This window comes from Kaistella faecalis (assembly GCF_019195395.1).
Lineage (GTDB): Bacteria > Bacteroidota > Bacteroidia > Flavobacteriales > Weeksellaceae > Kaistella > Kaistella faecalis.
Window position 1 is genome coordinate 92,668 of record NZ_CP078067.1, and the last position, 26,236, is coordinate 118,903.

At 42.2% G+C, this 26,236-nt stretch carries 21 protein-coding genes; 10 read left to right on the top strand and 11 right to left on the bottom strand.

What is annotated here, in order from left to right; translation table 11 throughout:
- Positions 1 to 59: 59 nt before the first annotated feature.
- From KTV93_RS00505 to KTV93_RS00520, 4 genes are all read left to right on the top strand, one after another.
- Positions 60 to 845 (top strand): alpha/beta fold hydrolase, encoded by a 786-nt coding sequence (locus tag KTV93_RS00505; RefSeq protein ID WP_218249379.1) that lies wholly within the window; start codon positions 60 to 62, stop codon positions 843 to 845.
- Between the two features lie 220 nt (positions 846 to 1,065).
- Positions 1,066 to 1,467, top strand: a complete 402-nt coding sequence (locus KTV93_RS00510; RefSeq protein WP_218249380.1) for an OsmC family protein — start codon at positions 1,066 to 1,068, stop codon at positions 1,465 to 1,467.
- A 199-nt stretch (positions 1,468 to 1,666) separates the two neighbouring features.
- Positions 1,667 to 2,203, top strand: coding sequence for an O-acetyl-ADP-ribose deacetylase (locus KTV93_RS00515; protein WP_218249381.1), 537 nt, complete (start codon positions 1,667 to 1,669; stop codon positions 2,201 to 2,203).
- A 124-nt stretch (positions 2,204 to 2,327) separates the two neighbouring features.
- On the top strand, positions 2,328 to 3,128 hold the full coding sequence (locus KTV93_RS00520) for an SDR family NAD(P)-dependent oxidoreductase (RefSeq protein WP_218249382.1): 801 nt from the start codon (positions 2,328 to 2,330) through the stop codon (positions 3,126 to 3,128).
- Positions 3,129 to 3,277: 149 nt separating this feature from the next.
- On the opposite strand, the gene KTV93_RS00525 is transcribed toward KTV93_RS00520, so the two are convergent.
- The 11 genes from KTV93_RS00525 to KTV93_RS00575 all read right to left on the bottom strand — a co-directional run bounded on the left by KTV93_RS00525 (position 3,278) and on the right by KTV93_RS00575 (position 17,384).
- A complete protein-coding gene (locus tag KTV93_RS00525) occupies positions 3,278 to 5,053 on the bottom strand; it encodes an FG-GAP-like repeat-containing protein (protein ID WP_218249383.1) in 1,776 nt (591 codons plus the stop codon).
- A gap of 126 nt (positions 5,054 to 5,179) precedes the next feature.
- Positions 5,180 to 5,578, bottom strand: a complete 399-nt coding sequence (locus KTV93_RS00530) for a response regulator (protein ID WP_218249384.1) — start codon at positions 5,576 to 5,578, stop codon at positions 5,180 to 5,182.
- 125 nt (positions 5,579 to 5,703) lie between these two features.
- A complete protein-coding gene (locus KTV93_RS00535) occupies positions 5,704 to 6,360 on the bottom strand; it encodes a response regulator (RefSeq protein WP_218249385.1) in 657 nt (218 codons plus the stop codon).
- Entirely contained in the window at positions 6,357 to 8,963 is a 2,607-nt protein-coding gene (locus KTV93_RS00540) for a tetratricopeptide repeat protein (protein WP_218249386.1), read from the bottom strand. The genes KTV93_RS00535 and KTV93_RS00540 overlap by 4 nt, the downstream gene beginning before the upstream one ends.
- A gap of 186 nt (positions 8,964 to 9,149) precedes the next feature.
- A complete protein-coding gene (locus KTV93_RS00545; RefSeq protein ID WP_218249387.1) occupies positions 9,150 to 11,189 on the bottom strand; it encodes a dipeptidyl peptidase 3 in 2,040 nt (679 codons plus the stop codon).
- Positions 11,190 to 11,407: 218 nt separating this feature from the next.
- Positions 11,408 to 13,213: a translational GTPase TypA gene (gene typA / locus KTV93_RS00550; RefSeq protein ID WP_218249388.1), complete on the bottom strand. Its 1,806-nt coding sequence runs from the start codon at positions 13,211 to 13,213 to the stop codon at positions 11,408 to 11,410.
- 149 nt (positions 13,214 to 13,362) lie between these two features.
- The gene (locus KTV93_RS00555; RefSeq protein WP_218249389.1) at positions 13,363 to 13,872 is read right to left on the bottom strand and encodes a C40 family peptidase; all 510 of its coding nucleotides are present in this window, start codon (positions 13,870 to 13,872) and stop codon (positions 13,363 to 13,365) included.
- A gap of 173 nt (positions 13,873 to 14,045) precedes the next feature.
- Entirely contained in the window at positions 14,046 to 14,282 is a 237-nt protein-coding gene (locus KTV93_RS00560) for an HP1242/YdcH family protein (protein ID WP_218249390.1), read from the bottom strand.
- Positions 14,283 to 14,370: 88 nt separating this feature from the next.
- Positions 14,371 to 15,234, bottom strand: coding sequence for a GLPGLI family protein (locus KTV93_RS00565; protein ID WP_218249391.1), 864 nt, complete (start codon positions 15,232 to 15,234; stop codon positions 14,371 to 14,373).
- A 63-nt stretch (positions 15,235 to 15,297) separates the two neighbouring features.
- Positions 15,298 to 17,019, bottom strand: coding sequence for a M56 family metallopeptidase (locus tag KTV93_RS00570; protein ID WP_218249392.1), 1,722 nt, complete (start codon positions 17,017 to 17,019; stop codon positions 15,298 to 15,300).
- A gap of 5 nt (positions 17,020 to 17,024) precedes the next feature.
- Positions 17,025 to 17,384 carry a BlaI/MecI/CopY family transcriptional regulator gene (locus KTV93_RS00575; protein WP_218249393.1) on the bottom strand — a complete coding sequence of 120 codons (360 nt, stop codon included), beginning with the start codon at positions 17,382 to 17,384 and terminating at the stop codon, positions 17,025 to 17,027.
- 234 nt (positions 17,385 to 17,618) lie between these two features.
- Here KTV93_RS00575 and ychF point away from each other — a divergent pair, with 234 nt between their 5' ends.
- The 6 genes from ychF to KTV93_RS00605 all read left to right on the top strand — a co-directional run bounded on the left by ychF (position 17,619) and on the right by KTV93_RS00605 (position 26,220).
- Positions 17,619 to 18,710, top strand: coding sequence for a redox-regulated ATPase YchF (gene ychF / locus KTV93_RS00580; protein ID WP_218249394.1), 1,092 nt, complete (start codon positions 17,619 to 17,621; stop codon positions 18,708 to 18,710).
- A 194-nt stretch (positions 18,711 to 18,904) separates the two neighbouring features.
- Positions 18,905 to 19,660 carry an SDR family NAD(P)-dependent oxidoreductase gene (locus KTV93_RS00585; RefSeq protein WP_218249395.1) on the top strand — a complete coding sequence of 252 codons (756 nt, stop codon included), beginning with the start codon at positions 18,905 to 18,907 and terminating at the stop codon, positions 19,658 to 19,660.
- 68 nt (positions 19,661 to 19,728) lie between these two features.
- Positions 19,729 to 20,274, top strand: a complete 546-nt coding sequence (locus KTV93_RS00590) for an NADPH-dependent FMN reductase (RefSeq protein WP_218249396.1) — start codon at positions 19,729 to 19,731, stop codon at positions 20,272 to 20,274.
- A 127-nt stretch (positions 20,275 to 20,401) separates the two neighbouring features.
- A complete protein-coding gene (locus KTV93_RS00595; protein ID WP_218249397.1) occupies positions 20,402 to 23,059 on the top strand; it encodes a cation-translocating P-type ATPase in 2,658 nt (885 codons plus the stop codon).
- Positions 23,060 to 23,088: 29 nt separating this feature from the next.
- On the top strand, positions 23,089 to 24,168 hold the full coding sequence (locus tag KTV93_RS00600) for an AI-2E family transporter (protein ID WP_218249398.1): 1,080 nt from the start codon (positions 23,089 to 23,091) through the stop codon (positions 24,166 to 24,168).
- A 168-nt stretch (positions 24,169 to 24,336) separates the two neighbouring features.
- Complete coding sequence (locus KTV93_RS00605) at positions 24,337 to 26,220, top strand: DNA topoisomerase IV subunit B (RefSeq protein WP_218249399.1); 1,884 nt, start codon at positions 24,337 to 24,339, stop codon at positions 26,218 to 26,220.
- Positions 26,221 to 26,236 lie beyond the last annotated feature (16 nt).

Below are 26,236 nucleotides of genomic sequence, written 5' to 3' on the forward strand. Positions count from 1 at the left end.
TAAAAGTGCGGAGCAAAATCAGACCGTTTTTGAGGCTTCAGCACATAAAAAATATTGAAATGACAAGTGGATATTCCGTGGTGAACGGACTTCAAATGTATTACGAGATTTATGGCGAGGGAAAACCTATCGTTTTAATTCACGGTGGCGGTTCCACGATTCAGACTAATTTTGAGAAACTCATTCCCTTGCTCTCCAGGAAAAGAAAAGTGATCGCAGTCGAATTGCAAGCCCATGGCAGAACAGGCGACCGACATGCAGACCTGACCTTTGAACAGGATGCAGACGATGTTGCCACCCTTCTAAAAAACTTAAACATCAACAGAGCTGACTTTCTTGGATTCAGCAACGGTGGAACAACGACTATGCAGATTGCCATAAGACATCCTGAAATTGTGGGCAAGATTATTTTAGGTTCGCCACTTGCCAAACGCAACGGCGTTCCAGAGTGGTTTTGGGATTTTATGAAGCAGGCTACGCTCGATAATATGCCTGCACCACTGAAAGCCGGTTATAAAAAAGTGGCAGCTGACCCTAATGGCTTACCGATAATGCACGACCGGGATGTAAAGAGAATGCTGAACTTTAAAGACATTCCCGACGCGCCCATTAAGTCCATACAGGCACCAACCCTTATTATAATTGGAGACAGGGACGTCATTACTCCAGAACATGCTCTGGAACTTCACAGAAAGATTGCCCATTCAGAATTAGCTATAATTCCAGGCGGACATGGACAGTATATCGGAGAAATTACTACACTGACACCGGACTTTAAAGAAAGTAATCTTGTTGTTCCGATGATAGAGACTTTCCTTGACAGGAAAACCGAACAGGGAAATTAAAGACCAAACAGAGAAAACGGAGCGCTGACAGGTTTGTAAAAATCAATCTTTTTGCTCAATCCTGAAGTGATGATAAAATCCGGGTAAAAAGCGTACGCTACGGTAATGCTGGACGATTATAAAGTTGAGCGACTTTAGAGGTAGAATTAAGCCAACTTACAGATCAGACGATTGTTATAATAGATAATATTCGCGGGGGACCGCTTAACGGTGAAGAACAATGAAAATTTCAGCATGCATAACCAATTCCTTTCGGAGTAACGAAATTACCGTCAGCACTGAAGCTAATCTGAAAGATATGACCATCGATACAAAGGCGGACGGCTATGGTCTTTCGGTTAATGGTGGCGAACTTTTATTCCTTTCTCTGGCCACCTGTTTTTGTAATGATTTGTATCGCGAAGCTAAAAAGGAAAATGTAGAAATCTCGGCAGTAAAAATATCAGTTTCCGGAGAATTCGGGGGCGAAGGCGAATCTGCCAGGAATATTTTTTACGAAGTTTCCGTCGAGGCGCCTGCAATGACGCCCGAAGAGATTTCCGCTCTCATCAAAAAGGTCGATCAGATTGCAGAAATACACCATACTCTGCGAAAAGGTATTGAGGTAAAACTGCTGTCTTAACAACTGCTAAAACCGCATTTACCATAGCTGTTCTGTCTGGGGTAAGTATTGTAACCTGCGGGTCAATAAGCAGCTGATTCTTTTATTCAAATTTTCAAACCTCTTGCGTTCTTCCCAAACCGTGTTTTCACCCGAAACCGGTTGGTGGTAATTTTTTATATTTGATTTGTAAAAAAACCTTAAGATCTTCAATAATCACATGATCCAGTCAACTTCCAAAATAGAAATTATCAAAGGAGACCTCACCCAAGTTCCTGCGGATGCGGTGGTAAATGCCGCCAATACTTCGCTGTTGGGCGGCGGCGGGGTAGACGGAGCTATTCACCGTGCCGGCGGAAAAGAAATCCTGGAGGAATGCCGGAAGATTGTAGCAAAACAGGGTGGGTGTAAAATAGGTGAAGCGGTGATTACCACTGCGGGAAAGCTGGCCGCAAAATATGTCATTCATACGGTGGGCCCGGTCTGGAATAACGGAAATCGCAACGAAGAAGAAAAACTGGCGCAGTGTTATACGTGCTCACTGGAACTCGCGGTGGAATACGGATGCCGCACGGTGGCTTTTCCGGCGATCAGTACAGGAGTTTACCGGTTTCCGAAAGACAAAGCCGCAAAAATTGCAGTAGCGACCGTAGCACGCTTCCTGGAAGGGCAAACTGCGGTTGAAAAAGTAATGCTGGTAAGTTTTGATGAAGAGAACTACGAACTTCTGACCTGTGAACTGAATGCACTCCAATGACGAAGTCGGGCAATACTATTATTCCGTGAATGAATCCGCCTGTACCGCTGCGTTTGGTTTGGACTGAGCAGCCTTTATTATATTTGTTGCCACTTGATCATTTACGCATACCAAAATACAGATCATGAAAAATTCAAAAGAAAACGTCGTATGGATTACCGGTGCCTCGTCGGGCATCGGCAAAGCACTGGCGCGGGAATGGGCGGGACTGGGCTACAAAGTGGTGCTCTCCGCCAGGCGCAGGGACCTTCTGGAAGAATTGGCAGCAGAAATTGCAGCATCCGGCGGTGAGGCCCTCGTAATACCGTGCGACATTCTGGATGAATCTGGCATTGAGATGGCGGTGGAGCAGCTGATTCTGGCTTGGGGAAGGATGGATGTGGTGATGGCGAATGCGGGCTTCGGCGTTTTCGGAAGCATAGAAAATCTGACCGCTAAAGACTGGAGCAGGCAGTTACAGGGGAATGTAACCGGTTTAGCGCTAACCGTGAAATACGCACTGCCGCATTTAAAGAAGACAGGAGGAAGAATCGGTCTTGTAGGGAGCGTGGGTGCTTTTCTTCCCAATCCCAATCTGAGTGCGTACGGCGCCTCAAAAGCGGCAGTACATTCCATCGGACTCAGTCTTCAGGTGGAGCTGATGGGTACAGGAGTGAGCTGCACGACGCTGCATCCGGGATTCGTGGCTTCTGAAATTGCAAGGATGGATAATGACGGCGTATGGCATCCCGAGAGGACAGATCCGCGTCCGGCCAATTTAATATGGCCCGCTGAGAAAGCCGCAAAAGTAATGGTAAGGGCGGTGATCAGACGAAAAAGAAATTACGTGTTCACGGCGCACGGCAGACTTTTCGTAGGTCTGCAGCGGTGGCTGCCGGGTGTAATGAGAACCATTATATCTAAAAGTCCCAAGCCGGATTCTTGAACTAAAGGCGCAAATTTATTTTGAAATTGGAAAAGCTCCAGGTCTGTCGGTAATCTGATTAAAATTAAAAAACCTCTCAATTCCAAAAGGACTGAGAGGCTAAAACTGTAGTAACGTTCAAGCTCATCTGAGCCGAAATCCTTGAAATTTTATTTGGCAATAATCAGCTTCTGTGAAACACTTTCTTCATGATTGAAAGTGGTGACGATATATACTCCCGGCTGTAATAATCCCAGGTTTACTTCTTTGCTTTTTCCGCTCTCCAGTTTAACCTTGAGGGTTTTCAGGCGCTGACCTGCATAATTAGTAACAGTTAAATCATAGGCACCTGTTTTCATGGATTTTACATAGATATTTCCATCAGCTTTTGCCGGATTCGGGAATATTGTAAGCGATTTGCTTTTGAAGTTTTCATGTGTTGCGAGAGCAGCGGTTTCCACAATATTATAGATCTGATTAGGTTGCGGATTAGTAATAATCTGGCGGATTCCTGAAGGCCATTCGATGTGAATGGTATCAATTGTGGTGGCTGCCCCAATTCCGAAGGTTTGCACCAAACTGCTGCCGGTATATTGTCCGGAAGTGGAAGAAACCTCACGGGTTTGCATCATTCCGTTGGCATAGCAATAAACCCGGGCTCCAATCCCTGAACGATTAGATTCAACTCCCTGTAAGCGCAAACTGATCCAGTTATTGGTACCTCCGTTATTTTTGTAAAGACCATGCTGTAGTGCTGGGGAGTAGGATGGAGTAAAAATATCCGGATATCCATCATTATTATAATCTGAAATTGTCGTGGCATAATCACGGATTGGCGTAAGCGTTGTAACGTCTGAAGTCTGATTGGTGAAAGTTTCGTCACCATTATTTTTGTAGAGATAATTCAGGCGCAATGCAGTTCCCCCGTTATTGGAAACACTGAGATCGAGGTATCCATCATTATCCATATCAAGCCATGCAGAGCCGAATGCGACCCCTCCGTCAATAGAAGGGGCGGAGTTTACGAGTTCGAAATTACCGTTACCGGTATTCTTGTAAAGAAGATGGTGCTTTACATCCGCGAAATGGTTGACAGTCATGTAGAGATCCATTAATCCGTCATTATTGAAATCTCCCCACGAGGCACCCTGGGTAAGCGCCGAATCGTTGGCAATAACAGAAGTTGTATTTTTGGTAAAAGTTCCGTCGCCATTATTGCGGTAGAGACAGTTATTCTGTCCGGGCAGCGTATCGCTGAAATAATTCACCACGTATAAATCCTGCCAGCCATCATTATCATAATCTACCCAAGAGGCACCGTAGGTGTCATTCACATCGGTAACCACCGCACCGCTGGTGATTTTTGTGAAAGTGCCGTCTCCATTATTGTGGTATAGCCTGTTTGGTCCGGTGTAGTTGGCCACATATAAATCCAGGAAACCGTCTTTATCATAATCTGCCCAAGCAGCGCTCAGGGACCAGTCGGTATCATTCACGATATCGCCTTCCGTAATACGGGTAAAAACACCATTTCCATCATTACGGTACAAGAAGTTTTTTGCCATTGCCGGGCCGCTATTTGCTGTATTACAGATGAACAGATCAATATTCCCGTCATTATTATAATCGCCCCATGTAGCGGCGATAGAAGTTCCGGTGGTGGTATAAATCACATTGCCGGTCTCGGGGGTGAAAGTACCGTCCCCGTTATTTTTATACAGTGTGGAGGGGGAATCTAAATTCCCCACAATAAGCATATCGTCAAAACCGTCGTTATTATAATCGGCCCACGAAGCACTGTAGGTTTTGATTGGTGTATTCACCATTGTTCCTGTGGTCACTTTTGAAAAATACTGTGCCGACAAAGATGAAGCAGCCGCAAAGCTGAGCATGAGCCCACATAAAAGGGCACCATGTTTTTTGTTAAATAAGGAGTTTTTTTTCATAATAATTTTTAGTTAGATATTGAAAATAAAAGATTAGTGATTGCAATCATGTGATTTATAATGGCGAAGTTAAATTTTTTGGCTGCGCCGCGTTAGCGTATTTTTACGTGATTTTAGATTCTCTTTTTACGGCATTTTTATTTCAGCAGGAAAGTAAGACCCGCCACTCATTACTGTATCACAGGCATCCCTAAGTTCTTTGAGCCCCGGCGGCTTGGGCAGAAAACCTTTTACTCCTGCTTTTCTCGCTTTCTGAACATATTGGTCCTCCGGAAACATAATCAGCATAATAATATGCAGCAAAGGCTTTTTGGCCAATGCGATTATGGCGGTCTCTATACCGCTTCTATCGGGCAGTCTGCTATCGATGATGACGAGGTCTGGGGAAATTTGGTCGAGGTCTGAAACAAACTGTTGACTGGTTTCGACACCAGTAATCTGAATTTCGGCTAGAAATTCATGAAGCATCATCCCTAAGCTATCCCGAAAAGCGGGATGCGGATCTACTATTGCGATTTTTGTCATAGATTAAACTTGTACAATGTGAAATTAGTACAATAAGAAAAATCAGGTCAGCGTAAAAATACCTGTCGCAAAAAAATGTTTGGAAGATCTGCTACGAAAATGATAAAATAAGACCTCTTTTTTCTCTAAACAATAGCAAGGCGGTTTCGGATGGCGTAAATAACTAGGTCTACGACATTTCTGGTCCCGGTTTTCAGAATAAGGTTTGCACGATGGCCTTCCACGGTTCTTTTACTGATAAATAACCGGTCGGCAATTTCCTGAGTGGAGAAGCCTTTAACAATGTACTGCAGTACATCAAGTTCACGCTCGGTAAGCCTTTCATTTACATCTTTCAGATAGATTCCGGATGATTCTACCGGGTCGGACTCTGCAATCTCGCCGAGTAACTGAGGAGAAAAATAAGTTTTACCGCTGCTTACGGTATTGATGGCCAACTCCAGCTCGGTCTTGCCGATACTTTTAAGAATAAATCCACTGGCTCCCGCTTCTGCCATGAGACGCATATATTTGAGGTCACTGAACATGGTAAGTGCCATGATTTTTAGATGAGGATATTTTTCGACTGCTGCTTTTGTTGCCTCAACGCCGTTCATCACGGGCATTTTAATATCCGTAAGTATAATATCCGGACTTATCTGGTCTAAAAGGTCTAAAAGTTCCCGACCATTAGAAGCTTCTCCAATTACTTTAAAATTACTGCATTCATTAACCATCATGCGCAGTCCTTTCAGAAAAATGGCATGATCGTCAGCTAAGATTATTTTTATAATGTCTGTCATGTATTTAATGAAGTTTGAAGTGGATGCTCTTTTTCGACAAGGGCCGAAAGGGTGATTTCTGTCCTGAAATACTTACCCGGAACGGAAGAAAAGTTACACTGCCCGTTTATCGATTTTACGCGCGACATGATGTTCGACAGGCCCAATCCTTTCGTGGGCGAAGAAAGTATTTTGTTTATGTCGCACCCAATTCCATTATCCGAATATTTAATCTCTATTTGCTCACTGCTTGCGTGAAGTTCCATTTCAATTTTGGTTGCTGCGGAGTGTTTCAGTGAATTATTCAGCAGTTCAGATAAAATTCTGTAGAGTGCCACGCCTATCTGTTTCGGTAAATCAGGAAAACCTTCATCAATAGTAAGATTGACAGCCACAGTATTCATTTTATTGATTTTGTCGGCATACACCCGAAGCGCCTCAATCAGTCCGAAATCATTTAATAAATTGGGTGCGAGATTATTTGCAATTTCCCGGGTGCTTCTGATGGATTCATGCAGAAGATCATCGGTCATTCTGATAAATTCCTGTTGCTCTACAGGTTTTTCCATTCTGGCAGAAATAAGTTCAAGGTAAATTTTTGCGGTAGAGAGCAGTGGTCCTAAGCCATCATGTAAATCTTCAGAAAACCGCTGTCTTTCGCGCTCTTCTGTTTCGATGGTATTCCGCAAAATGCGCTGTTCTACCTCTTTCCGGTCTGTAATATTCCTTACAACGACAATAAAGCCAATGGGTTTTCCTTCCGAATCGCTGATTTTTGCGGTCCGCAGCTCCCCAGAGAACGTGCTTCCATCTTTCCTCTGTAAAGTAACGTGAAGATCTCTGCCCGTATTCTGTGGGCTTTCGAGTTTGAAATTCTCACTTACCCGAAAGTGGTCAGTTTTAGCGATCCATTTATCAATATGGGTTCCGGTGATCATACTTTCGTCAGAAATCCTGAAAAGTTTTTTACTCTGCTGACTGGCAAAAACAATGAGTCCGTGGGCATCAATTTGAAAAACGGCATCCGGTGAAGCACTGATAAGCTGGCGGTATAACTGTTCACTTTCGATGAGGGCCAGTTCTGCCAGCTTACGTTCGGTAATATCCTGAATGTTTCCCTGAATCAAAGTAATGTTTCCTGCAAGGTCTTTCGTTATTTCGGCATACACACTGACGTACTTTTTTACGCTGCGGTGTGCTATCGTTCTGAAATCGAATACCAGATTTTGATCATAATCATTAAATTTCTTTCGGATGATATCCAGGATTCGGGGACGGTCGTCGGGATGGATGGTTCGCAATACCGCAATCCAGTTAAGGTCTTTATTGTTTTGACCTAAGATCACAGGAAGCTCATCGGACCAGCTCAGGTGATTATTTACAAAATCCCAGTCCCAACTGCCGGATTTCCCGATTCTTTGTGCTTCCGTGAGTTTGGATTGATTGACAAGCAACTCGTGCGTTCTTTTCTTCACCAAAACTTCAAGATCTGAGCTTAGTTTTTTCTTCACCTGAAACCTGAAGAATAGAATTACCACAATAATGAGAACAAGTATGGAAAGGAAAATAAATGAATTTTTTAAACTTCTCTGTTTCGCAATCTGGAGTTTTTGTAGCGCATTTTCCTTTTCTTTTCTTTCTGTTTCATATTTCACCTGCATCTCTGCGATAGAGCTGGTGTTCTGGTTGGTAAAAATGGCATCTTTCGTTTCTTCGTATTTGTGAAAAAAGTTATCAAACTGAGCGTAATTTCCTACAGCACTGTAATATTTAGTCAATGAACGGTAGCTGAAAAGCAGGATGTCGCGGTTCTGCAGTTGTTCTGCAGTCCGCAGCGCTTCATTGAAATATTCATAAGCTTTGTTATAGTTTTTCATCAGTAAATAGGTTTCTCCGATAGAATTAGAGATATAGGAAATTTCCCATTTCCTGCCCATTTGTTTATTGATTTTCAGCGCTTTTTCATCATACTGCAAAGACTTGGTGTATGCCCCGTTTTTACGGTAGAGTTGCGCCAAATTATTATAAGAACTGCTTAAAGTAGGCGAATCCCGAAGATGCTCAAGTAAGGCGACAGATTGATTTAACAGTACATATGCAGTATCAACCCGGTTATTGGAAACATATAGACTGCCCATATTGTTAAGAATGGCTGCTTCCCTTTTTTTATCACGGTTTTTACGGGCAAGTGCCAGCGCCCTTTTGTAATAAATCAGTGCTTCTGAAACATTGTTAAGATTATAATACACGTTCGCAATGCTGTTCAGCGTATGACCAATTTTCTCGGGGTCGGCCATTTTCTCCCGAATTTTCAAAGACTGGTATAAATAATCTAAAGATTTTTTGAAGTCATTACCATAGAAATAAGAGATTCCTAAGTTCTGAAGGGCGTCGCCTTTTTCAATCTGTGAGTTCTGGGAATCTGCAAGTTTTAGGGCCTGTGTCGCGTAGAAAATACTACTGTCTGGAGCTATCTTTCTGTACGATAAACTTAACTGGTTGTATATGGAAATCTGTGTTTGATCATCTTGCTTTTTACGCTGTAATTCTCTTTTTAAACTGTCTATTAAATATCTAGTGTCCGGAGATTTCGCCCACAAAAAATTGGTTATGAGTAAACACATTACCATAATACTTCTACAACGGTTCTCTTGACAATCGAACGAAAGACGGTTACTTTTTAACACAACGCATAATTGGCCGGCTAATATTACATAAAAATTAGTCAAGGTGCAATCTTATTTTTTGTATAAATAACACCTGCTTTTTCCCTAAAAAAACCGCTTCAATCTATTGAGGCGGCTTCATATTTAATTATGGTCGGGCAGGAAACTGTATTCTTTAGAATATCGCAGCATCTGTTCCGCAAATGTCTGGGGATATTTTAAGATATAGTCGGTAACTTGACCACCGGCGTTTTTAACAGGCGTAATGTAAGGATTGACAAATCCCCGGTAAGGCGCTTCCTTATATTGGGCATTACGCGCCAGAACCTCTTTGTGCATCTCCTGATCTACTTTTACACCGTAGTTTTCAACCAGATTTTTGGCGGCATTATAGTCTCCTTCAGATTTGATGCGCTGGGTTTCGCGCAGCAGCTGCCCGAAAAGATCGTGAAGTTTGTCGTAATCGGTGATATTGAAATAGGTTTTCCCGTTACGGGTCATCTTTTCGATGACATTGTCCTTCATCCCTTTTTCAAAGACCCAGGCGCTGACCCACTGGCGGTTCCGCATGTGCGATTCTTCGATATCGGCTCCGGGATCCAGCCGCACCAGCTGCATCATCAATCCGTTACGGATATAGTTGTCGTAAGCTGCTTTACCAACCCCTTTCCAGTCATCGGTCAGGCCAAGTTCCTGCAGTTTAGGGTTATAGAGGAAATAAAGACCCACGAGGTCCGCGCGGCCTTCCTCCATGGTGGAGGCATAACTTTTCAGCGTTTCTTTCGGTGTTCCCACACCCGGATTGATCTGTCCTGAGGCGTGTCCTATAACCTCATGCAGCGCGGTGTGCAGTTTGCTTGCCAGCTCACCATATTGCTTCGCCAGACGGAGTTCTTCGTCGTCATTAACAAATTCTTTGAGACGGCCCGAACCGGCAGCTTTATCGTAGGCATCGATGATATTGCCCAGCGAAATGGATTTGGAACCGTGCTCAGCGCGGATCCAGTCAGCATTGGGAAGGTTGACCCCAATCGGGGTGCTGGGAGATGAATCGCCCGATTCTGAGGCAACGATCACGGTTTTATAGCTGACGCCTACCACGTTCTTTTTTTTGTGTTGAGTCAGGAGCGGAGAGTTGTCTTCAAACCACTGTGCCTGCTTCGAAAGGACTTCCATCTTTTTAGACATGTCGAAGTCTTTGATCTGCACTACGCTTTCATAGGAGCCTTTGTGGCCAAGCGGATCGCTGTAGACTTCGATGAAGCCGTTGATATAGTCGATATTTCCCTCGGTAGCATCTACCCAGGCTACGTTGTAATCGTCCCAGGTTTTGAGGTCGCCGGTTTTATAGTATTTGATCAGCAAGGCTAAAGCGTTTGCCTGCTTCTGGTTTTCGGTTACGGTTCTGGCTTTTTCGAGCCAGTAGGTAATCTGGTCGATTGCCTTGCCGTACATTCCACCGCTTTTCCAGACTTTTTCTGTCACCTTACCGTTTTCTTTAACCAGCTTTGAGTTCAGGCCGGTTGAAAGCGGACGCTTTGGATCAGTACTTTTCATATTGGCGTAAAAACGGTCAGCTTCATCTGCCGTAACGCCGTCACCGTAGAAATTAACGGCGGAGCCTTCCAAAAGGCCTTTGTTCAGATCGAGATTGACTTTTTTACTGTCTTTATCATTAAAAAGCATATCAGCCACGGTGGCGTTCAGGGGTGTGTTTGTGTCTTTTAAAAGCTGGTCTAAATAGGCTCTGGAAAACGCAGGTTTCATCTTTTCGTTGGAGTAGTGATGGTGAATGCCATTTGCGAACCAGATGCGTTTGAGGTAAATTTCGAAATTCTGCCAGTCCTGCGTGGTTTTGTTACCGCTGTAATTCTGATAAATATGCTCAAGGGCACGGCGGATGGTCAGGTTGTTCTCATAGTTCTGATCCCAGGTAATATCGCGGCCTGAATAGCCGGCCTGGCTAAGGTAATAGACATATTCTTTTTCTTTTAAAGTCAGATTGTTCCAGCCCGGGACGTCGTAGTGAAGTACCTCAATGTCGGCAAAACGATCAATGCTGTTCTGTCCCTGCGACGCGGTCTGTTCCTGAGATGTGTTTTCAGTGGTGGCATTCTGCTGTGCCGTGCAGGAAAACAGCATCGTGGCAGCCAGCGCTAAAAGCGTAAATTTGGTTCTTTTCATTATTGAATATTTAAATAAAGTTATTGAATTCTGGTGATGTACTGGCAGGCGTCTTATAACAAGAACGGATTGACCGACAGGAGTACACGAACAAGCAACAAAATTCGCACCGCTGTACTTCTGAGAAATTTTGATTGTAAAAGATTGATGATCACAAACAGTACGGCTAATAAAAAAGCCCCGTAAAAACGGGGCTTCTGCTTTATATAAAAAAGGAATTATCCTTTTGCACCTCTTTCGATACGCTTTCTTTCGTTTTCAGAAAGAATCTTTTTACGCATTCTGATGAAGTTTGGAGTTACCTCGATGGCTTCGTCGCCCTGGATGTATTCCATACATTCTTCCAGAGAGAATAAGATTTTCGGAGCAATACTTCCGTCTTTATCCTTCCCTGATGCACGCATGTTGTTCAGCTGCTTGGCTTCCACGATATTCACAATCAGATCGCCAGGTTTGTTCTGCTCACCGATGATCATACCTTCGTAGATTTCCTCGCCCGGATCAACAAAAAACTTTCCTCTGTCCTGAAGTTTAGCGATAGAGTATTCTGTAGCCGGTCCCTGACCTTTACTTACCAATACGCCTACCAGTCTTCCCGGGATTGCTCCTTTGAAAGGCTTGTAATCTACAAAACGGTGTGCCATAATTGCTTCACCCGCTGTTGCGGTAAGCATTTGAGAACGCAGTCCGATCAAACCACGTGAAGGAATTTCGAATTCCATGTGCTGCATTTCACCTTTGGTTTCCATGATATGAAGATCACCTTTACGCTGAGTCGCCAAATCGATTACTCTGGAAGCGTACTCTTCCGGAACATCGACAACCATAGATTCATAAGGCTCACATTTAACACCGTCAACTTCTTTCAGAATTACCTGCGGCTGACCGATGGTCATTTCGTAACCTTCTCTTCTCATGGTTTCAATTAAAACCGAAAGGTGAAGAATACCACGTCCGAATACCAAAAACGTATTTGCATCTTCAGTTGGCTCAACTCTTAAAGCTAGGTTTTTCTCCAGTTCCTTCATCAGCCTTTCTTTCAGGTGATTTGAAGTTACATATTTACCGTCTTTTCCGAAGAAAGGGGAGTTGTTGATAGAGAAAGTCATGTTCAAGGTCGGCTCATCGATTGCTGTACGCGGCAATGGATCCGGATTCTCAAGATCTACGAATGAATCCCCAATCTGGAATTTATCGAAACCTACGATTGCACAGATATCTCCGGCTTTTACTTCCTGAACTTTCTTTTTACCAAGACCTTCGAAAACGTATAATTCTTTTACTTTTCCTTTGATGATGTTGCCGTCTTCCTGAGCAAGACCTACCCATTCAGATTCTTTTACAGAACCCTGGGTGATTTTTCCGATCGCGATTCTTCCCAAGAAAGAAGAGAAATCGAGTGAAGTAATCTGCATTCTCAGCGGACCTTCTTTAGCTTCCGGAGCAGGAACGTGTTCTAAAATCCCATCCAATAACGGGAAGATATTTTCGGTTTGCTCTAATGAAGAGTTAAACCAGCCCTGTTTAGATGAACCATAGAACGTAGGGAAATCTAACTGCTCTTCGGTTGCGTTAAGGTTGAAGAACAGATCGAAAACCTGATCATGAACTTCGTCCGGACGGCAGTTAGGTTTATCAACTTTGTTGATGACCACAACCGGTCTTAATCCTAATTCCAAAGCTTTCTGAAGTACGAAACGCGTCTGAGGCATTGGTCCTTCGAAGGCATCTACCAAAAGCAGAACCCCATCAGCCATTTTCAATACTCTTTCCACCTCACCACCGAAATCGGCGTGACCTGGAGTATCGATTACATTAATTTTGGTGTCTTTATAAGTTACCGAAATGTTTTTTGATAAAATGGTAATTCCACGCTCTCTTTCAAGGTCATTATTGTCCATGATAAGATCACCTGATTCCTGATTTTCGCGGAATACACTGGTGGCGTGAATGATTTTGTCGACCAATGTAGTCTTTCCGTGGTCAACGTGCGCAATGATTGCGATATTTCTAATGTTTTGCATAATCGTTTTTTGACGGTGCAAAAGTAAACTTTTTTGTCGGATAATTTGCAAAGTGATATAGAATTAACAGAAATTAATACAGAAAATTATAGAAAGTTTAATTCTGTCCGGCAAAAGATTGTGTTTTCGGGAATCCGGCGCGTATTATTTTACTTCTCCGAAGTGCTTATTACGGTGATTGCTTTTACAAATCTTGCTGTATAATGAGGAGAAGAAAGGCTGGAAACTGTGACACCATTTGCTTTCCCACTGGAAGCATGTATAAAATCGGAGTTGCTGCCGGCAGCCCGTGAAACGATACCGATATGACCAACTTCCGGAGTCTGTAGGTCGGTGCCGTAGAAGATGAGTAAATCACCAACCTGCACATGATCAACAGAGATTTCCTGCCCGAAATGGAGGAATTCTTTTGAAGACCTCGGGACTTCAAATCCAAAATGCCTGTACACATAATATATAAAGCCTGAACAGTCGAAACCGGTGTTGGGATCTGCCGCCGCATAAACATAAGGAGTTCCGAGATAGCGGTACGCGAATTTCACCACGCCTTTGCGTTGATTATCATTACCAGGGTTGCTTTTGGGCGTGGTTTTGATCACAGGATTTGTAACAGTTTCAGTAACTGCAGTATCTGTGTCTGTTTTCTTTTTTCTAAACATATCCCAATATTGGTTTTTTACCTCAGTAAAATCCTGTTGATCAGAACAGGAAAGGAGGAAGAACGGTATGATTAAAAAGTATTTCAACAGATCCATTTCCCGAGTATACAGAAAATAAGGTGCCAAAAAAGCGGCTTTTTGAGCCGCTTTGGAATATATGATGGTATGTCATTTTAGTTTTGCCTTAAGTAGGAATAAAGATTGTCTTTTAAATGAACCCTTTTTTTGCGTAAATCGGTTAAGTGTTCGTCGGTGGTGTGATTTTGTTCTCCTTCTTCATAATGCTGAATGAGCGCGTTTACTTCCTCATAATTCACATACATTTTCTTAAAATCGTTGTCATTCAGCTTCAGGACATTGATTCTGTCTTCGTATTCAGGAAATTCGTGGGTAAGGTTGTGGTTTTCCATGACTTTAAAATTTTAGGAATTTTGATAGATTAAAGTTAGGGAAAATATTATTTAAAGCTCATATGAAAGTTGTCAGGAATTCAGAAAGTCACTTCAGCAAATCGACTTCAATGACATTATTGTCTTTCGCATTTTTTGATTTCGCGTTTTGTTCTCTGTTTTTGATCATTTGGGCCGGGGGAATAACATTCCCGCTCTGATCGGTAAACTTCAATGCCGCGCCGTTAGCCATTGCCTGCTTAATCACTTTTGCCGGATCATTGCGGTCTTCCAGATACAGTTTTCTGTACTGAAGCCGGTTAATTTCGATGACCTTATTTCCTCCTCCAAAACCTGAAAAATTTTCAGGTGATTCTGTAAATTTCGAAATTCCTGCCAATTCAAACTGATGCGTTCCGGTATGATCCTGAAGTTTAATAATCAATCCGGGCAATCCGTGGAATTTGTAAGGCCCGTCCTGAAACGGAAGTTCCGAAGAAAACCAGGCTTCCCATTTTCTCCCTGCAAATTCCGTGGTGGCTTTCTGTGCATTGAAGTCCCCAATTTTTTGCCTGTCGGGGAGTATTTTCCAAATTAATTTACGGTCATCTGATACTTTGTAGTAATCCATTCCGATATTCAGCACTGACGCGATCTTAAAATCGGGATACTCTTTAATAATCCGGTACTTTACTGTTCCTTTTCTCTGCGACATCATTCTGGTGTCAACATTCATTGAGCCGGTGGTTTTAATCTGCTTTTCGAAATAAGCTGTCATTGTAGAGTCCGAGACATGCACATCGTGGCTGTAAAATGCCGAACCGTTTTTAGTGATATCAAGATTCATCAGTTCTTTCGTAACTTCCTGGGTGTTTAAGGTATCTTTCACGAAAGAATAGTAGTAGCTGAAACGCTGGTTCTGCGCAAAAGACAGGTTACAAAATAGTAAGAAGAGGGGAATTAATATTCTCATTGATGATTTTTATAGGATTAAAAAAATTGCCCAAGGGTTCATACTCGGGCAATCGTTACGTTTTTATTTTTTCGTGGTGATGCGGATCTCTCCGGAATTTGTTCCTTCATATCCTTTTTTAATCACATTCATTTTTTCGATGCGGTCTGGCGATAGCTGATTCATTTCTTCTTTGCTGACCTGTTTGCCGTCAATGAATACTTTTACCTCGCCACCGCCCTCTGCTTTCAGGATATTGGCTGAGAAAGAGGCTTTAGCCGCCTTTTCTGCTGCGATTTCGGCGTCTTTAATCCGCTGCTGGAATTCCGGTGAACTGATTTTTAACTCAACTTCTCTGGCGCGTTTTTCTGCTTCTTCAATTTGCTTTTTGAACTCCGGGGAATTCACTTTCTTTTCCATTTCCTTTGCTTTGCGCTCAGCTTCCTGAATCTTTTTCTTGAATTCCGGTGAGTTATATAGCTGGTAGGCTGCTTTGGCCTGGTTTTCTGCCGCTTTAATCTTCATTTTAAAATCTTCAGAATTATAGAAACTGTCGAGCTGTGCATATAGTTTATCCATTTCAACCTGTTTCAGTTCCAGCTTTTTCATATTGATTTTAAAGTCTTCCGAATTGAAAAGCTGATCCATTTTCCCGCTCAGCTGGCCCATTTCTTTTTCCAATTCTTTGAACTTAGGACTGTTGAAGTCGTTTTTCTTCGCTAATTTTTCGAGCTTTTTGCCTGTAAGACTCATCTCTTTGCTTAATTTTTTAGCCTCTTCATTATTCTTAATCAGGGCATCGTTCAGCGGTTTAAGCTCCTCATTCTTCAGCTTTATTTCTTTCTCTATTGCAGGCGGAACCGGGGGAACCGGCGGTGCGGTTAAGGTATCTTTTTGTTCGATGGCAATAAACTTTTCAATTTCCAGGTTGGTTTCTTTTATTTCTCTGTTTTTTGCGTTAACAAGGTAGGCGAACGTAAGGATAAACAGAATGGGCAATGCGAACAGACGACGCGCATAGCTGTATTTGGTTTTTGATTTGGTAAGCATTGTGATTCTTTTTTTAAGGTTGGAACTAAGGAACGGACTCGCGGCGGGTAAGTGTTTTCCGGAAAACTGACTTGCCAGAAGCATCTGCGCAAATGCTTTCGTGTCCGAGTTTTTGATGGCTTTTTTATCAGCCAGATATTCATGAATTAATGTAATTTCTTTTTTGATAAGGTAGAAGAAGGGATTGAACCAAAATACCGCGGTAATGATTTCGGTGAAGATTTTATCCCGGGAATGCTTCTGCTCGATATGTACCATTTCGTGCTTCAGAATCTGTTGTCCCAAATCTGAATTCAAGGCGATGGAATCTTTCCAGAACAGATTTCTGAAATAGGAAAACGGAGCTTCCGGCAGATTGGTGTGGTAGAAGCTGATGTCCTCAATCTGTTCTCTCCGGTATTTTCTCTTAAGCAGTTGGATGGAAATCATCCCATAAATCAGCCTGCTGAGAAAAAGGAGAGCAACCAATCCAAAAGCGTAAATAAAATATGTAAGATAAATGAAATCATGGCTTAAAGTTTTAGATTCATTAAAATACTGTAATCTGTTTATCAACAAATAAATACCGCTGTTTACTTCAACTGTAAAATAATCTACTTTCAGCAACGGCAGCAGAAGACTTACCAACAATACGATGAGCAGATAGAATCTGTTGTAGTGATGAAAAGTCCTGTCTTTTAAAAACAACCGGTAGTAGCAAAACATTACACCCGATGTTAAAATAACTTTTGCCAGATACAGAATAAGTGTTTCCATGACTGTTATTTTTTAAGTTCGTTCAGCAGCATTTCCAAGTCCTCCACACTCATCTCGTTTTTTTCTACAAGGAATGAAACCGCGTTTTTGTAAGATCCTTCAAAGTAATTTTTCACCAGACTTTTCATCGATTTTCCGCTGTATTTTTCTTTGGAAACGAGAGGAAAATACTCGTGCTGTCTTCCATGGACCTCATAATTGACAAAATCTTTTTCCTTCAACACTTTCAAAATCGTTGAAACGGTATTGGTGTGCGGCTTAGGGTCAGGGAAAAGTTCCAGGATATCTTTCAGAAAACCTTTATTTATCTCCCAGAGATACTGCATTACCTGTTCTTCGGCTTTGGTTAATTGAGCAATCTGCATATCACTATGTATTTAGTGATACAAATGTAGGAATAAATCCCACTCTTACAACTATTTTTATAGTGATATTTTTGATTTAAGTATAACGTGTTGATTTTCAGCTGAAAAACTTTTAATTACGATGAATAATCAGAAAGATTAAATTGCTTCAGGTTTTGTTCAAAAACATTATCTTTGCACACCTTTAATTTAAACTGCAACGCGCCAAAAGTGTCTTGCTAAAAGCAAAAATTTATGAAATGTGGAATCGTAGGTTTGCCCAATGTAGGTAAATCAACCCTTTTTAACTGTCTGAGCAACGCTAAAGCACAGTCTGCCAACTATCCGTTCTGTACGATTGAACCCAATCTGGGAACCGTTTCCGTTCCGGATCAGCGTTTATTCGAACTTGAAAAACTGGTAAACCCTGAACGTGTTTTACCGGCCGTAGTAGAAATTGTAGATATTGCCGGACTGGTGAAGGGCGCAAGTAAAGGGGAAGGTCTGGGAAATCAGTTTCTGGCAAATATCCGCGAATGCGAAGCGATAATCCATGTTTTAAGATGTTTCGAAAACGGAAACATCATTCACGTAGAAGGAACTGTTGATCCGCTGCGTGACAAAGAAATCATCGACATCGAACTGCAGCTTAAAGATATGGAGGCGATAGGTAAAGCAGTTGATAAAGCTAAAAAGTTCATTAAATCCGGTAAAAAGGAAGATGTTTTAACTTATGAAACCCTTCAAAATCTACAGAAATTTGTAGAAGACGGTAAAAATGCGAGAGAATTTCAAATGGATGATTTTGCACAGTCTGTGATTTCTGAAATTCAGCTTCTCACCAACAAACCGGTTCTTTATGTTTGTAATGTGGATGAAAATTCCATTAAAAACGGCAACGAATGGATCGCCAAAATCGAGGAAATGGCAGCGAAAGAAAACGCTGAAGTGGTTGTTTTGGCTGCACAGATCGAAGCCGACATCAACGAACTGGAAACTTTCGAGGAAAGACAGATGTTCCTTGAAGAACTTGGGCTGGAAGAACCTGGCGTTAACCGACTCATCAGAAAAGCTTACGACCTGCTGAAACTTCAGACCTATTTTACAGCGGGAGTGAAGGAAGTTCGTGCCTGGACCATCGGTCAGGGTTGGACAGCACCACAGGCGGCAGGAGTGATTCATACCGATTTCGAAAAAGGATTTATCCGTGCTGAAGTGATCGGCTATGAGGATTTCCTCAATTTCGGTTCTGAAGCCAAAGTAAAGGAAGCCGGTAAAATGAGGGTAGAAGGAAAAGAATACATCGTTAAAGACGGTGACGTGATGCATTTCAGATTTAATGTATAAAGTAATATTTGCATACCATCACTTACAGTATAATTCAAAGCAGGCAATTAAGCCTGTTTTTTTTATGTCTTAAAATCTGTTAAATTAACATATATCAACGTTTTAAGATTTTAGTTGACCTAAATTTGTAAGAAACTCCAAGATCTTCAGGGACACAGAAATTACTTCAATTTAAATTTTTAAATATAAAACCTATGAAAAAGCTAGAAAACAAAGTAGCGATCATTACAGGCGCAGGTTCCGGAATCGGAAAAGCTACCGCAGTACTTTTTGCCAAAGAAGGCGCTAAAGTTGTGGTGAGCGACATCAACGAAGAGCATGGCAAAAAAGTTGTGGAAGAAATTAATAGCAGCGGCGCAGAAGCCATTTTCGTGAAAGCAGATTCGTCCAGCCCGGAAGATAACGAAAGACTTGTTGAAGAAACGCTGAAAGCATTCGGCAAGCTTGATGTTGCGGTGAACAACGCCGGAATCGGCGGCGAAGTTAACAAAGCAGGTGATATGTCTGTGGAAGGCTGGAAAAAAGTAATTGATATCAATCTTTCAGGAGTTTTCTACGGCGTGAAATACCAGGCTCCCGCAATGGTAAAAAACGGTAGCGGCAGCATCATTAATATCGCGTCTATCCTCGGTCAGGCAGGTTTCGCAACCTCATCCGGTTATGTGGCCGCAAAACACGGTGTCGTAGGGCTTACCAAATCAGTTGCGTGGGAATATGCTAAAGATAATGTGCGCATTAATGCAGTAGGACCGGGATTTATTTACAGCGGAATGGTGAACGAAGAAGCGATGGGCAGAGAAGCACTTGACTTCCTCGAAACCAAACATGCTTTCGGCAGATTGGGCCAACCTGAGGAAATCGCGGCAATGCTGCTTTTCCTGGCTTCAGATGATGCTTCTTTCGTGACCGGATCTTATTATCCTGTAGACGGCGGATATCTGGCAGTTTAGGGAATTTTAAATTATATGTGGGTGATTTAAAGGTTTAAATTCATCTAATCTTAACACTAAAAATTATTATGGCAAAAAAAATTGCAGTGCTTGTAGGCTCATTAAGAAAAGATTCATACAACAGAAAGATCGCTAATGAATTGATCAGGCTTTCGCAAGGAAATCTGGAAATGGAAATTGTTGAAATTGGAAATCTTCCGCTATATAACGAAGATCTGGATCAAAGTCCTCCGCCGGAATGGACAGATTTCCGCGCTAAAGTTAAAGCCGCTGATGGTGTTCTATTTGTCTCTCCAGAATACAACCGGACCATTCCCGGCGCTTTAAAAAACGCCATCGACGTTGGTTCACGGCCCTATGGCAGCAGCGTTTGGCAAAGCAAACCGGGAGCTGTTGTTACCGCTTCCCCAAGCTCATTGGGCGCGTTTGGTGCCAACCATAATATCCGTCAGGCCGTTGTGTTTCTGGATGTTTATATGATGGCGCAGCCCGAAGCTTATATCGGTAATGCCGCTGAAATTTTTAAAGAAGATGGAACAACCGTGGTAGAAGCTACCGAAAAATTTCTGAAAAGTTTTGTCGAAAGCTATCAGAAATGGGTCGAAAAATTTTAGATAAAACCATTTTATTAAAACCTTTTCATTTTGGAAAGGTTTTTTTTGTGTCTTAAAGTGGCGCAGGAGTATGTTCTTAAAGGAATTATGCTTAAATTTAGGTGTCTGTAAAACATAAAATAATACCATGTGGTTTACCAAATCGATCAATGAAACTTTAGATAATCTTAAAGTAAACCCCGAGAAAGGCCTGACTGAAGATGAAGTGGTACTCCGAAGGAATAAGTTCGGAGAAAATAAACTTCAGGCGAAGAAAAAGAAAACTGTTTTTCAGATCTTTCTTTCGCAGCTCAACGACTGGCTGATTTATGTACTTTTTGCCGCAGTAATGATCACTTTACTTATGGGCGAGTATGTGGATTCGGTGATCATTGTTTTGGTTATTATGATTAATGCCGGAATTGGCGTTTATCAGGAAGTAAAAGCCGGAAAAGCGATTGAAGCCCTGATAAAAATGTCGTCGCCAAAAGCACTGGTGAAAAGAGATGCTCATACCAAAGAAATCGACAGTGCCGAACTTGTTCCAGGCGATATTGTAATTCTTGAAGCCGGACGAATTATTCCCGCCGACCTTCGACTGATTGAAACTGCCAATCTTCAGACCGAAGAATCGGCCCTTACCGGTGAATCTGTACCCGAAAACAAAAAGGCTGAAGATATTTATGATGATCCAAATACGCCGATTGGTGACCGTGAAAACCAAGCTTTCATGACTTCAGTCGTGACTTACGGACGGGGCGTAGGCGTTGTTGTAGAAACCGGAATGAAAACCGAAGTGGGAAAAATTGCACACCTTATTGATAACGAAGAATCTACCAAAACTCCGCTGGAGAAAAGACTTAATGATCTTGGTAAAATGCTCGGAAAGGTTGCGGTGGCCATCTGCGCTTTTATTTTTGTTTTAGCATGGTTTCAGGGCAGGGATTTGGCTGAAATGTTTCTTACTGCTGTATCGCTGGCAGTAGCTTCTATTCCGGAAGGATTGGCGGCCATTGTAGCGGTGGTACTTTCGATAGGCGTGACTTCTATGTCGAAGAAAAATGCGATCATCCGCCGCCTTCCCGCAGTGGAAACGCTGGGTTCGGTTAATGTCATCTGTTCCGATAAAACAGGGACTTTAACCATGAATAAAATGACGGTTACTCAGATTTTTACCTCCGATGGTCTGATTGATCTGGATGATGACAAGACACATGAAATTCCAAACTCTGCAAAATTTCTTGCCAAAGGCATGATCCTGTGTTCTGATGCAACACTCGAAAACGGCAGTTCGACCGGAGATCCCACCGAAATTGCACTGTTGGCGCTGGGAGACACTATTAATCTGGACAGAAAAGATTTGAGCAGAAACACCAAAAGAATCAATGAAAAAGCTTTCGACAGTGACAGAAAAATGATGTCGGTTCTGGTGAAGGAAGAAGATGGGGATTATAAGGTTTTCACGAAGGGAGCATTGGGAAGTCTGAAAAAAGTCTGTACTAAAATATTTATTGCCGGTGAAATCCGGGATGTTAGAGCCAGTGATTTGGAAAATTTCAGCAATGCAGCACGGCAAATGTCGGATCAGGCATTGCGGACATTAGCTTTGGCATACAAAACCGCCGCAAAAGATACTCAACCCGGAGAAATGGAGCAGGAGCTGGTACTTCTTGGTCTCGTAGGCATGATTGATCCGGCGAGAGACGAAGTGAAACCTTCCATCGCACTTGCCAAAAATGCAGGAATTAAGACAGTAATGATTACCGGTGATCACAAAAACACAGCCTTTGCCATTGCGAAAGATCTGGAAATCGCACAGCATCCCGACGAAGTCATTACCGGTCCCGAACTGGATGATTTAAGCGAAGAAGACTTAAAGAATAAGGTGGATCAGTACCTCGTATATGCCCGTGTGTCGCCTGAGCACAAAGTAAAGATTGTACGTGCCCTTAAAGCCAACGGAAATATTGTTTCCATGACGGGCGACGGGGTAAATGATGCCCCGTCATTAAATGCTGCAGACATTGGGGTAGCCATGGGAATTACCGGTACAGACGTTGCAAAAGGCGCTTCTGACATGATTCTGACTGATGATAATTTTTCCACCATCGTAAAAGCTATAGAGCAGGGCAGAAATATTTACAGCAATATTAAAAAGTCGGTGATATTTCTGCTTACCTGCAATCTGGGTGAAGTGGTTTTGATGGTTATAGCTTTGCTTATAGGTTGGGCGTCGCCGCTCATTGCCACACAGCTTTTATGGATTAATTTAATCACCGATTCTCTGCCGGCCATTGCGTTGGGAATGGACCATGGCGACCCTGAGGTAATGAATGAAAACCCTCGTGATCCGAAAGAAAATTTCTTTTCTCATGGGGCAGGTCTGCAGGCTGTTTTGGGCGGTCTCTTTATCGGGCTTATCTGTATTTTCGCGTTCTGGTTCGGATATTACGAGATGGGATATTCGCCCTCAGATAGAAATGTCCCGGACGAAGTAGTAAAAAATGCGAGGACTTTGGCTTTTATGGTGTTGGTATTTGCTCAGCTTTTCTACTCTCTGGGATTAAGAAATATGAAAAAGAGTATTTTCGAAGTTGGGTTTTTCAGCAACAAATACCTGATCGGTGCTATTGTTTTGGGAATTCTGCTTCAGGTTCTGGTGCTTTTTGTTCCACTACTTCGGGATGCTTTCAAGCTTCATATGTTGGACCAGAAGGGATGGATCATGGCGGCAATACTTGGTTTAATGCCACTCACCGCGCACGAACTCTACAAAATGCTGTTTAAGCGGCACGCTGATAATTAAATGTTTTTTTAAGTAAAAATCCGGGAAACATGCAAAAACTGTTTGAGAAAATCAATGTTCAGAAAGCCATTTTATTCATCGCGCTTCTGCTTATTCTGATTATTTTGGTTGAACTGAAGTATTTTATATCAGGTTTGCTGGGTGCGATCACGCTGTATGTACTTACCCGAAAGTTTTATCTGAGACTTGTTGAGGAGAAAAAACGCAATAAGAACCTCTCGATCACGCTGATTATATTTTTAATCATTATCACTTTTGCCATACCGCTCTGGATCATTCTGGAGATTCTGATACCCAAAATTAATGAGTTTCTCAGTGACCGGGATGCAATTCTGGATAAATTCAATTCAATCCGCATACTGATTGAAAACAATGAATTCCTAAAACGTTTTGATCTTACTTTTTCGGATGAGAAGGTCCTGCAGCTGTTGAATAAAATTGTTTCCTATATTCCCTCAACGGTGCAGTGGGTAGGGCAGACTTTTGCCAATATTTTCACAGCGCTTTTCATCCTTTATTTCATGCTCATCAACGCCAGAGTGATGGAGGAAAGATTCAAAGAACTGCTGCCGGTTTCTAAGGAAAGTAAAAAGTTTTTTCTCCGGGAAAATGCCGATCTCATTACCTCGAATGCGTACGGGATCCCTATTTTAGGGTTTGCACAGGGAGTGATCGCGATGATCGGATATTCAATTTTTGGTGTCCACAATGCGATTTTTTGGGGATTATTAACAGGTGCGGCCTCTATTGTTCCGGTTTTAGGAACCATGTTTATTTATATTCCTGTATGTGTTTATCAGATTGCGAGTGGAGACGTAAGCGGCGGGTTATTCCTTACTTTATACTGTCTGGTTCTTGTGGGCGGCATTGATAATGTTTTACGTTTTACCCTGTTGAAAAAAATGGCAGATATTCATCCTCTTATTACAGTTTTCGGAGTGGTTTTAGGGCTGAAAATCTTTGGGGTAATGGGTCTCGTTTTTGGTCCAGTTTTGCTTTCCCTGCCGGGAATTCTTTTTAAAATCTACAAGATTGAAAAAGGTCTGGGAAAAAAGGAAAATTCAGCGGAAACGGATGAAATGATAATCCCTGCAGACCCGGAAATCTAAGCTGAACTTTATCATCATCTACTGAACTTCTATCAGCATTAATCCAAGAATTTAACATTTCGGATTCAATATGATACGCATCAATTATTTTTCCACAAAATTTTATATATAAATTTAGTTTCGCTATTTTTGTGAGTTACTGAATTTTAAAAGCATTCTGCGAAAACCATGAGCGAAAACACCACTGTAAATTATTCCGAAGATAACATCAGAACCCTCGACTGGCAGGAACATATCCGGATTCGTCCCGGAATGTACATCGGAAAGCTGGGCGACGGCTCTTCAGCAGACGACGGGATTTATATTTTGCTCAAAGAAATCATCGACAATTCCATTGATGAGTTCGTAATGAAATCCGGTAAAAGGATCGAAATTAAAATTGATGAAGGTAAAGCAACCATCCGCGATTTCGGACGAGGGATTCCTTTAGGGAAAGTAGTTGACGCCGTTTCTAAAATGAATACCGGAGGAAAATACGACTCCAAAGCTTTTAAAAAATCAGTCGGGTTAAATGGGGTAGGTACGAAAGCGGTAAATGCACTTTCTGAATATTTCCGTGTAAAATCGGTACGTGAAGGGAAAGTAAAAGTTGCTGAGTTTTCTAAAGGAATGATCACCAACGATAATGCCGAAACTGAAACATCAGACCGAAACGGTACCGAAATCACTTTTATTCCCGACGGAACTATTTTTACCCATTTCAAATTCAGGAAAGAGTATATCGAAAAGATGCTCAAGAATTACTGTTACCTGAATCCCGGACTGAAAATTATCTTCAACGGGGAAACGTATTTTTCCGAAAACGGACTGAAAGACCTTTTACAGGAAGAAATTGAAGGTGAAATCTTATATCCCATCGTTCATTTGAAAGATGAAGACATTGAGGTTGCGATTACCCATTCGGATAAATCCCAGTCTGAAACTTATTTTTCTTTTGTCAACGGGCAGAATACAACACAGGGTGGAACGCATTTGAATGCCTTCCGCGAAGCCTACGTAAAAACCATCCGTGAATATTTCAATAAAAACTTCGAAGCGGCTGATATCAGGAAGTCTATTATTGCTGCCATTGCCATTAAGGTAATTGAGCCGGTATTCGAATCACAGACTAAAACAAAATTAGGTTCCAACGAAATGGAGCCAGGAAAGGAAACCGTAAGAACTTTCATTACCAACTTTTTAAAGAATAAACTGGATAATTTCCTGCACCAGAATCAGGAGATTGCAGAAGCAATTCACCGTAAAATTATTATTTCTGAAAGGGAGAGAAAAGAACTTTCAGGGATTCAGAAACTGGCGCGCGAAAGAGCAAAAAAGGTTTCGCTTCACAACAAAAAACTCCGCGACTGCCGCGAACATTATAACGACCAGAAAGCCGTAAGAAAAGGGGAAACCATGATCTTCATTACCGAGGGTGATTCCGCTTCCGGCTCTATTACCAAATCGCGGGATGTGGAAACCCAGGCAGTTTTCTCGTTAAAAGGTAAGCCTCTGAACTGTTACGGACTCACCAAAAGAGTAGTTTACGAAAACGAAGAATTCAATCTCCTTCAGGCAGCACTGAATATTGAAGATTCGCTGGAAGATTTGCGCTACAACCACGTGATTATCGCTACCGATGCCGATGTGGACGGGATGCACATCCGCCTGCTCATGATTACCTTCTTCCTGCAGTTTTTTCCCGATTTAATCAAAAACGGACATCTTTATATTTTGCAGACTCCATTGTTCCGCGTAAGAAACAAGAAAGAAACCCGCTACTGTTACTCCGAGACTGAACGGATAAAAGCCTTAAATGAACTCGGGAAGAATCCTGAGATTACCCGCTTTAAAGGTCTTGGGGAGATTTCTCCGGACGAGTTCAAGCATTTTATCGGCAAGGATATCCGTCTTGAACCGGTGGTTTTAGGAAAAGACCAGACCATCGAACAGCTTCTGGAATTCTATATGGGTAAAAACACACCCGACCGGCAGACATTTATCCTGCAGAATCTGGTGGTCGAGGATCCCGATATCGATAAGAAAGAAATCCTAACCCACGCCGAAGTGTAAGAAACCTTAGAATACG

Bases quoted from the DNA above. Each gene is read 5' to 3' on its own strand.
- KTV93_RS00535 (WP_218249385.1), bottom strand. From the start codon at position 6,360: ATGACAGACATTATAAAAATAATCTTAGCTGACGATCATGCCATTTTT.
- typA (WP_218249388.1), bottom strand. From the start codon at position 13,213: ATGCAAAACATTAGAAATATCGCAATCATTGCGCACGTTGACCACGGA.
- KTV93_RS00505 (WP_218249379.1), top strand. From the start codon at position 60: ATGACAAGTGGATATTCCGTGGTGAACGGACTTCAAATGTATTACGAG.
- KTV93_RS00555 (WP_218249389.1), bottom strand. From the start codon at position 13,872: ATGTTTAGAAAAAAGAAAACAGACACAGATACTGCAGTTACTGAAACT.
- KTV93_RS00560 (WP_218249390.1), bottom strand. From the start codon at position 14,282: ATGGAAAACCACAACCTTACCCACGAATTTCCTGAATACGAAGACAGA.
- KTV93_RS00525 (WP_218249383.1), bottom strand. From the start codon at position 5,053: ATGAAAAAAAACTCCTTATTTAACAAAAAACATGGTGCCCTTTTATGT.
- KTV93_RS00565 (WP_218249391.1), bottom strand. From the start codon at position 15,234: ATGAGAATATTAATTCCCCTCTTCTTACTATTTTGTAACCTGTCTTTT.
- KTV93_RS00545 (WP_218249387.1), bottom strand. From the start codon at position 11,189: ATGAAAAGAACCAAATTTACGCTTTTAGCGCTGGCTGCCACGATGCTG.
- KTV93_RS00605 (WP_218249399.1), top strand. From the start codon at position 24,337: ATGAGCGAAAACACCACTGTAAATTATTCCGAAGATAACATCAGAACC.
- KTV93_RS00595 (WP_218249397.1), top strand. From the start codon at position 20,402: ATGTGGTTTACCAAATCGATCAATGAAACTTTAGATAATCTTAAAGTA.
- KTV93_RS00600 (WP_218249398.1), top strand. From the start codon at position 23,089: ATGCAAAAACTGTTTGAGAAAATCAATGTTCAGAAAGCCATTTTATTC.
- KTV93_RS00590 (WP_218249396.1), top strand. From the start codon at position 19,729: ATGGCAAAAAAAATTGCAGTGCTTGTAGGCTCATTAAGAAAAGATTCA.
- KTV93_RS00570 (WP_218249392.1), bottom strand. From the start codon at position 17,019: ATGGAAACACTTATTCTGTATCTGGCAAAAGTTATTTTAACATCGGGT.
- KTV93_RS00530 (WP_218249384.1), bottom strand. From the start codon at position 5,578: ATGACAAAAATCGCAATAGTAGATCCGCATCCCGCTTTTCGGGATAGC.
- KTV93_RS00540 (WP_218249386.1), bottom strand. From the start codon at position 8,963: ATGTGTTTACTCATAACCAATTTTTTGTGGGCGAAATCTCCGGACACT.
- ychF (WP_218249394.1), top strand. From the start codon at position 17,619: ATGAAATGTGGAATCGTAGGTTTGCCCAATGTAGGTAAATCAACCCTT.
- KTV93_RS00515 (WP_218249381.1), top strand. From the start codon at position 1,667: ATGATCCAGTCAACTTCCAAAATAGAAATTATCAAAGGAGACCTCACC.
- KTV93_RS00575 (WP_218249393.1), bottom strand. From the start codon at position 17,384: ATGCAGATTGCTCAATTAACCAAAGCCGAAGAACAGGTAATGCAGTAT.
- KTV93_RS00585 (WP_218249395.1), top strand. From the start codon at position 18,905: ATGAAAAAGCTAGAAAACAAAGTAGCGATCATTACAGGCGCAGGTTCC.
- KTV93_RS00510 (WP_218249380.1), top strand. From the start codon at position 1,066: ATGAAAATTTCAGCATGCATAACCAATTCCTTTCGGAGTAACGAAATT.
- KTV93_RS00520 (WP_218249382.1), top strand. From the start codon at position 2,328: ATGAAAAATTCAAAAGAAAACGTCGTATGGATTACCGGTGCCTCGTCG.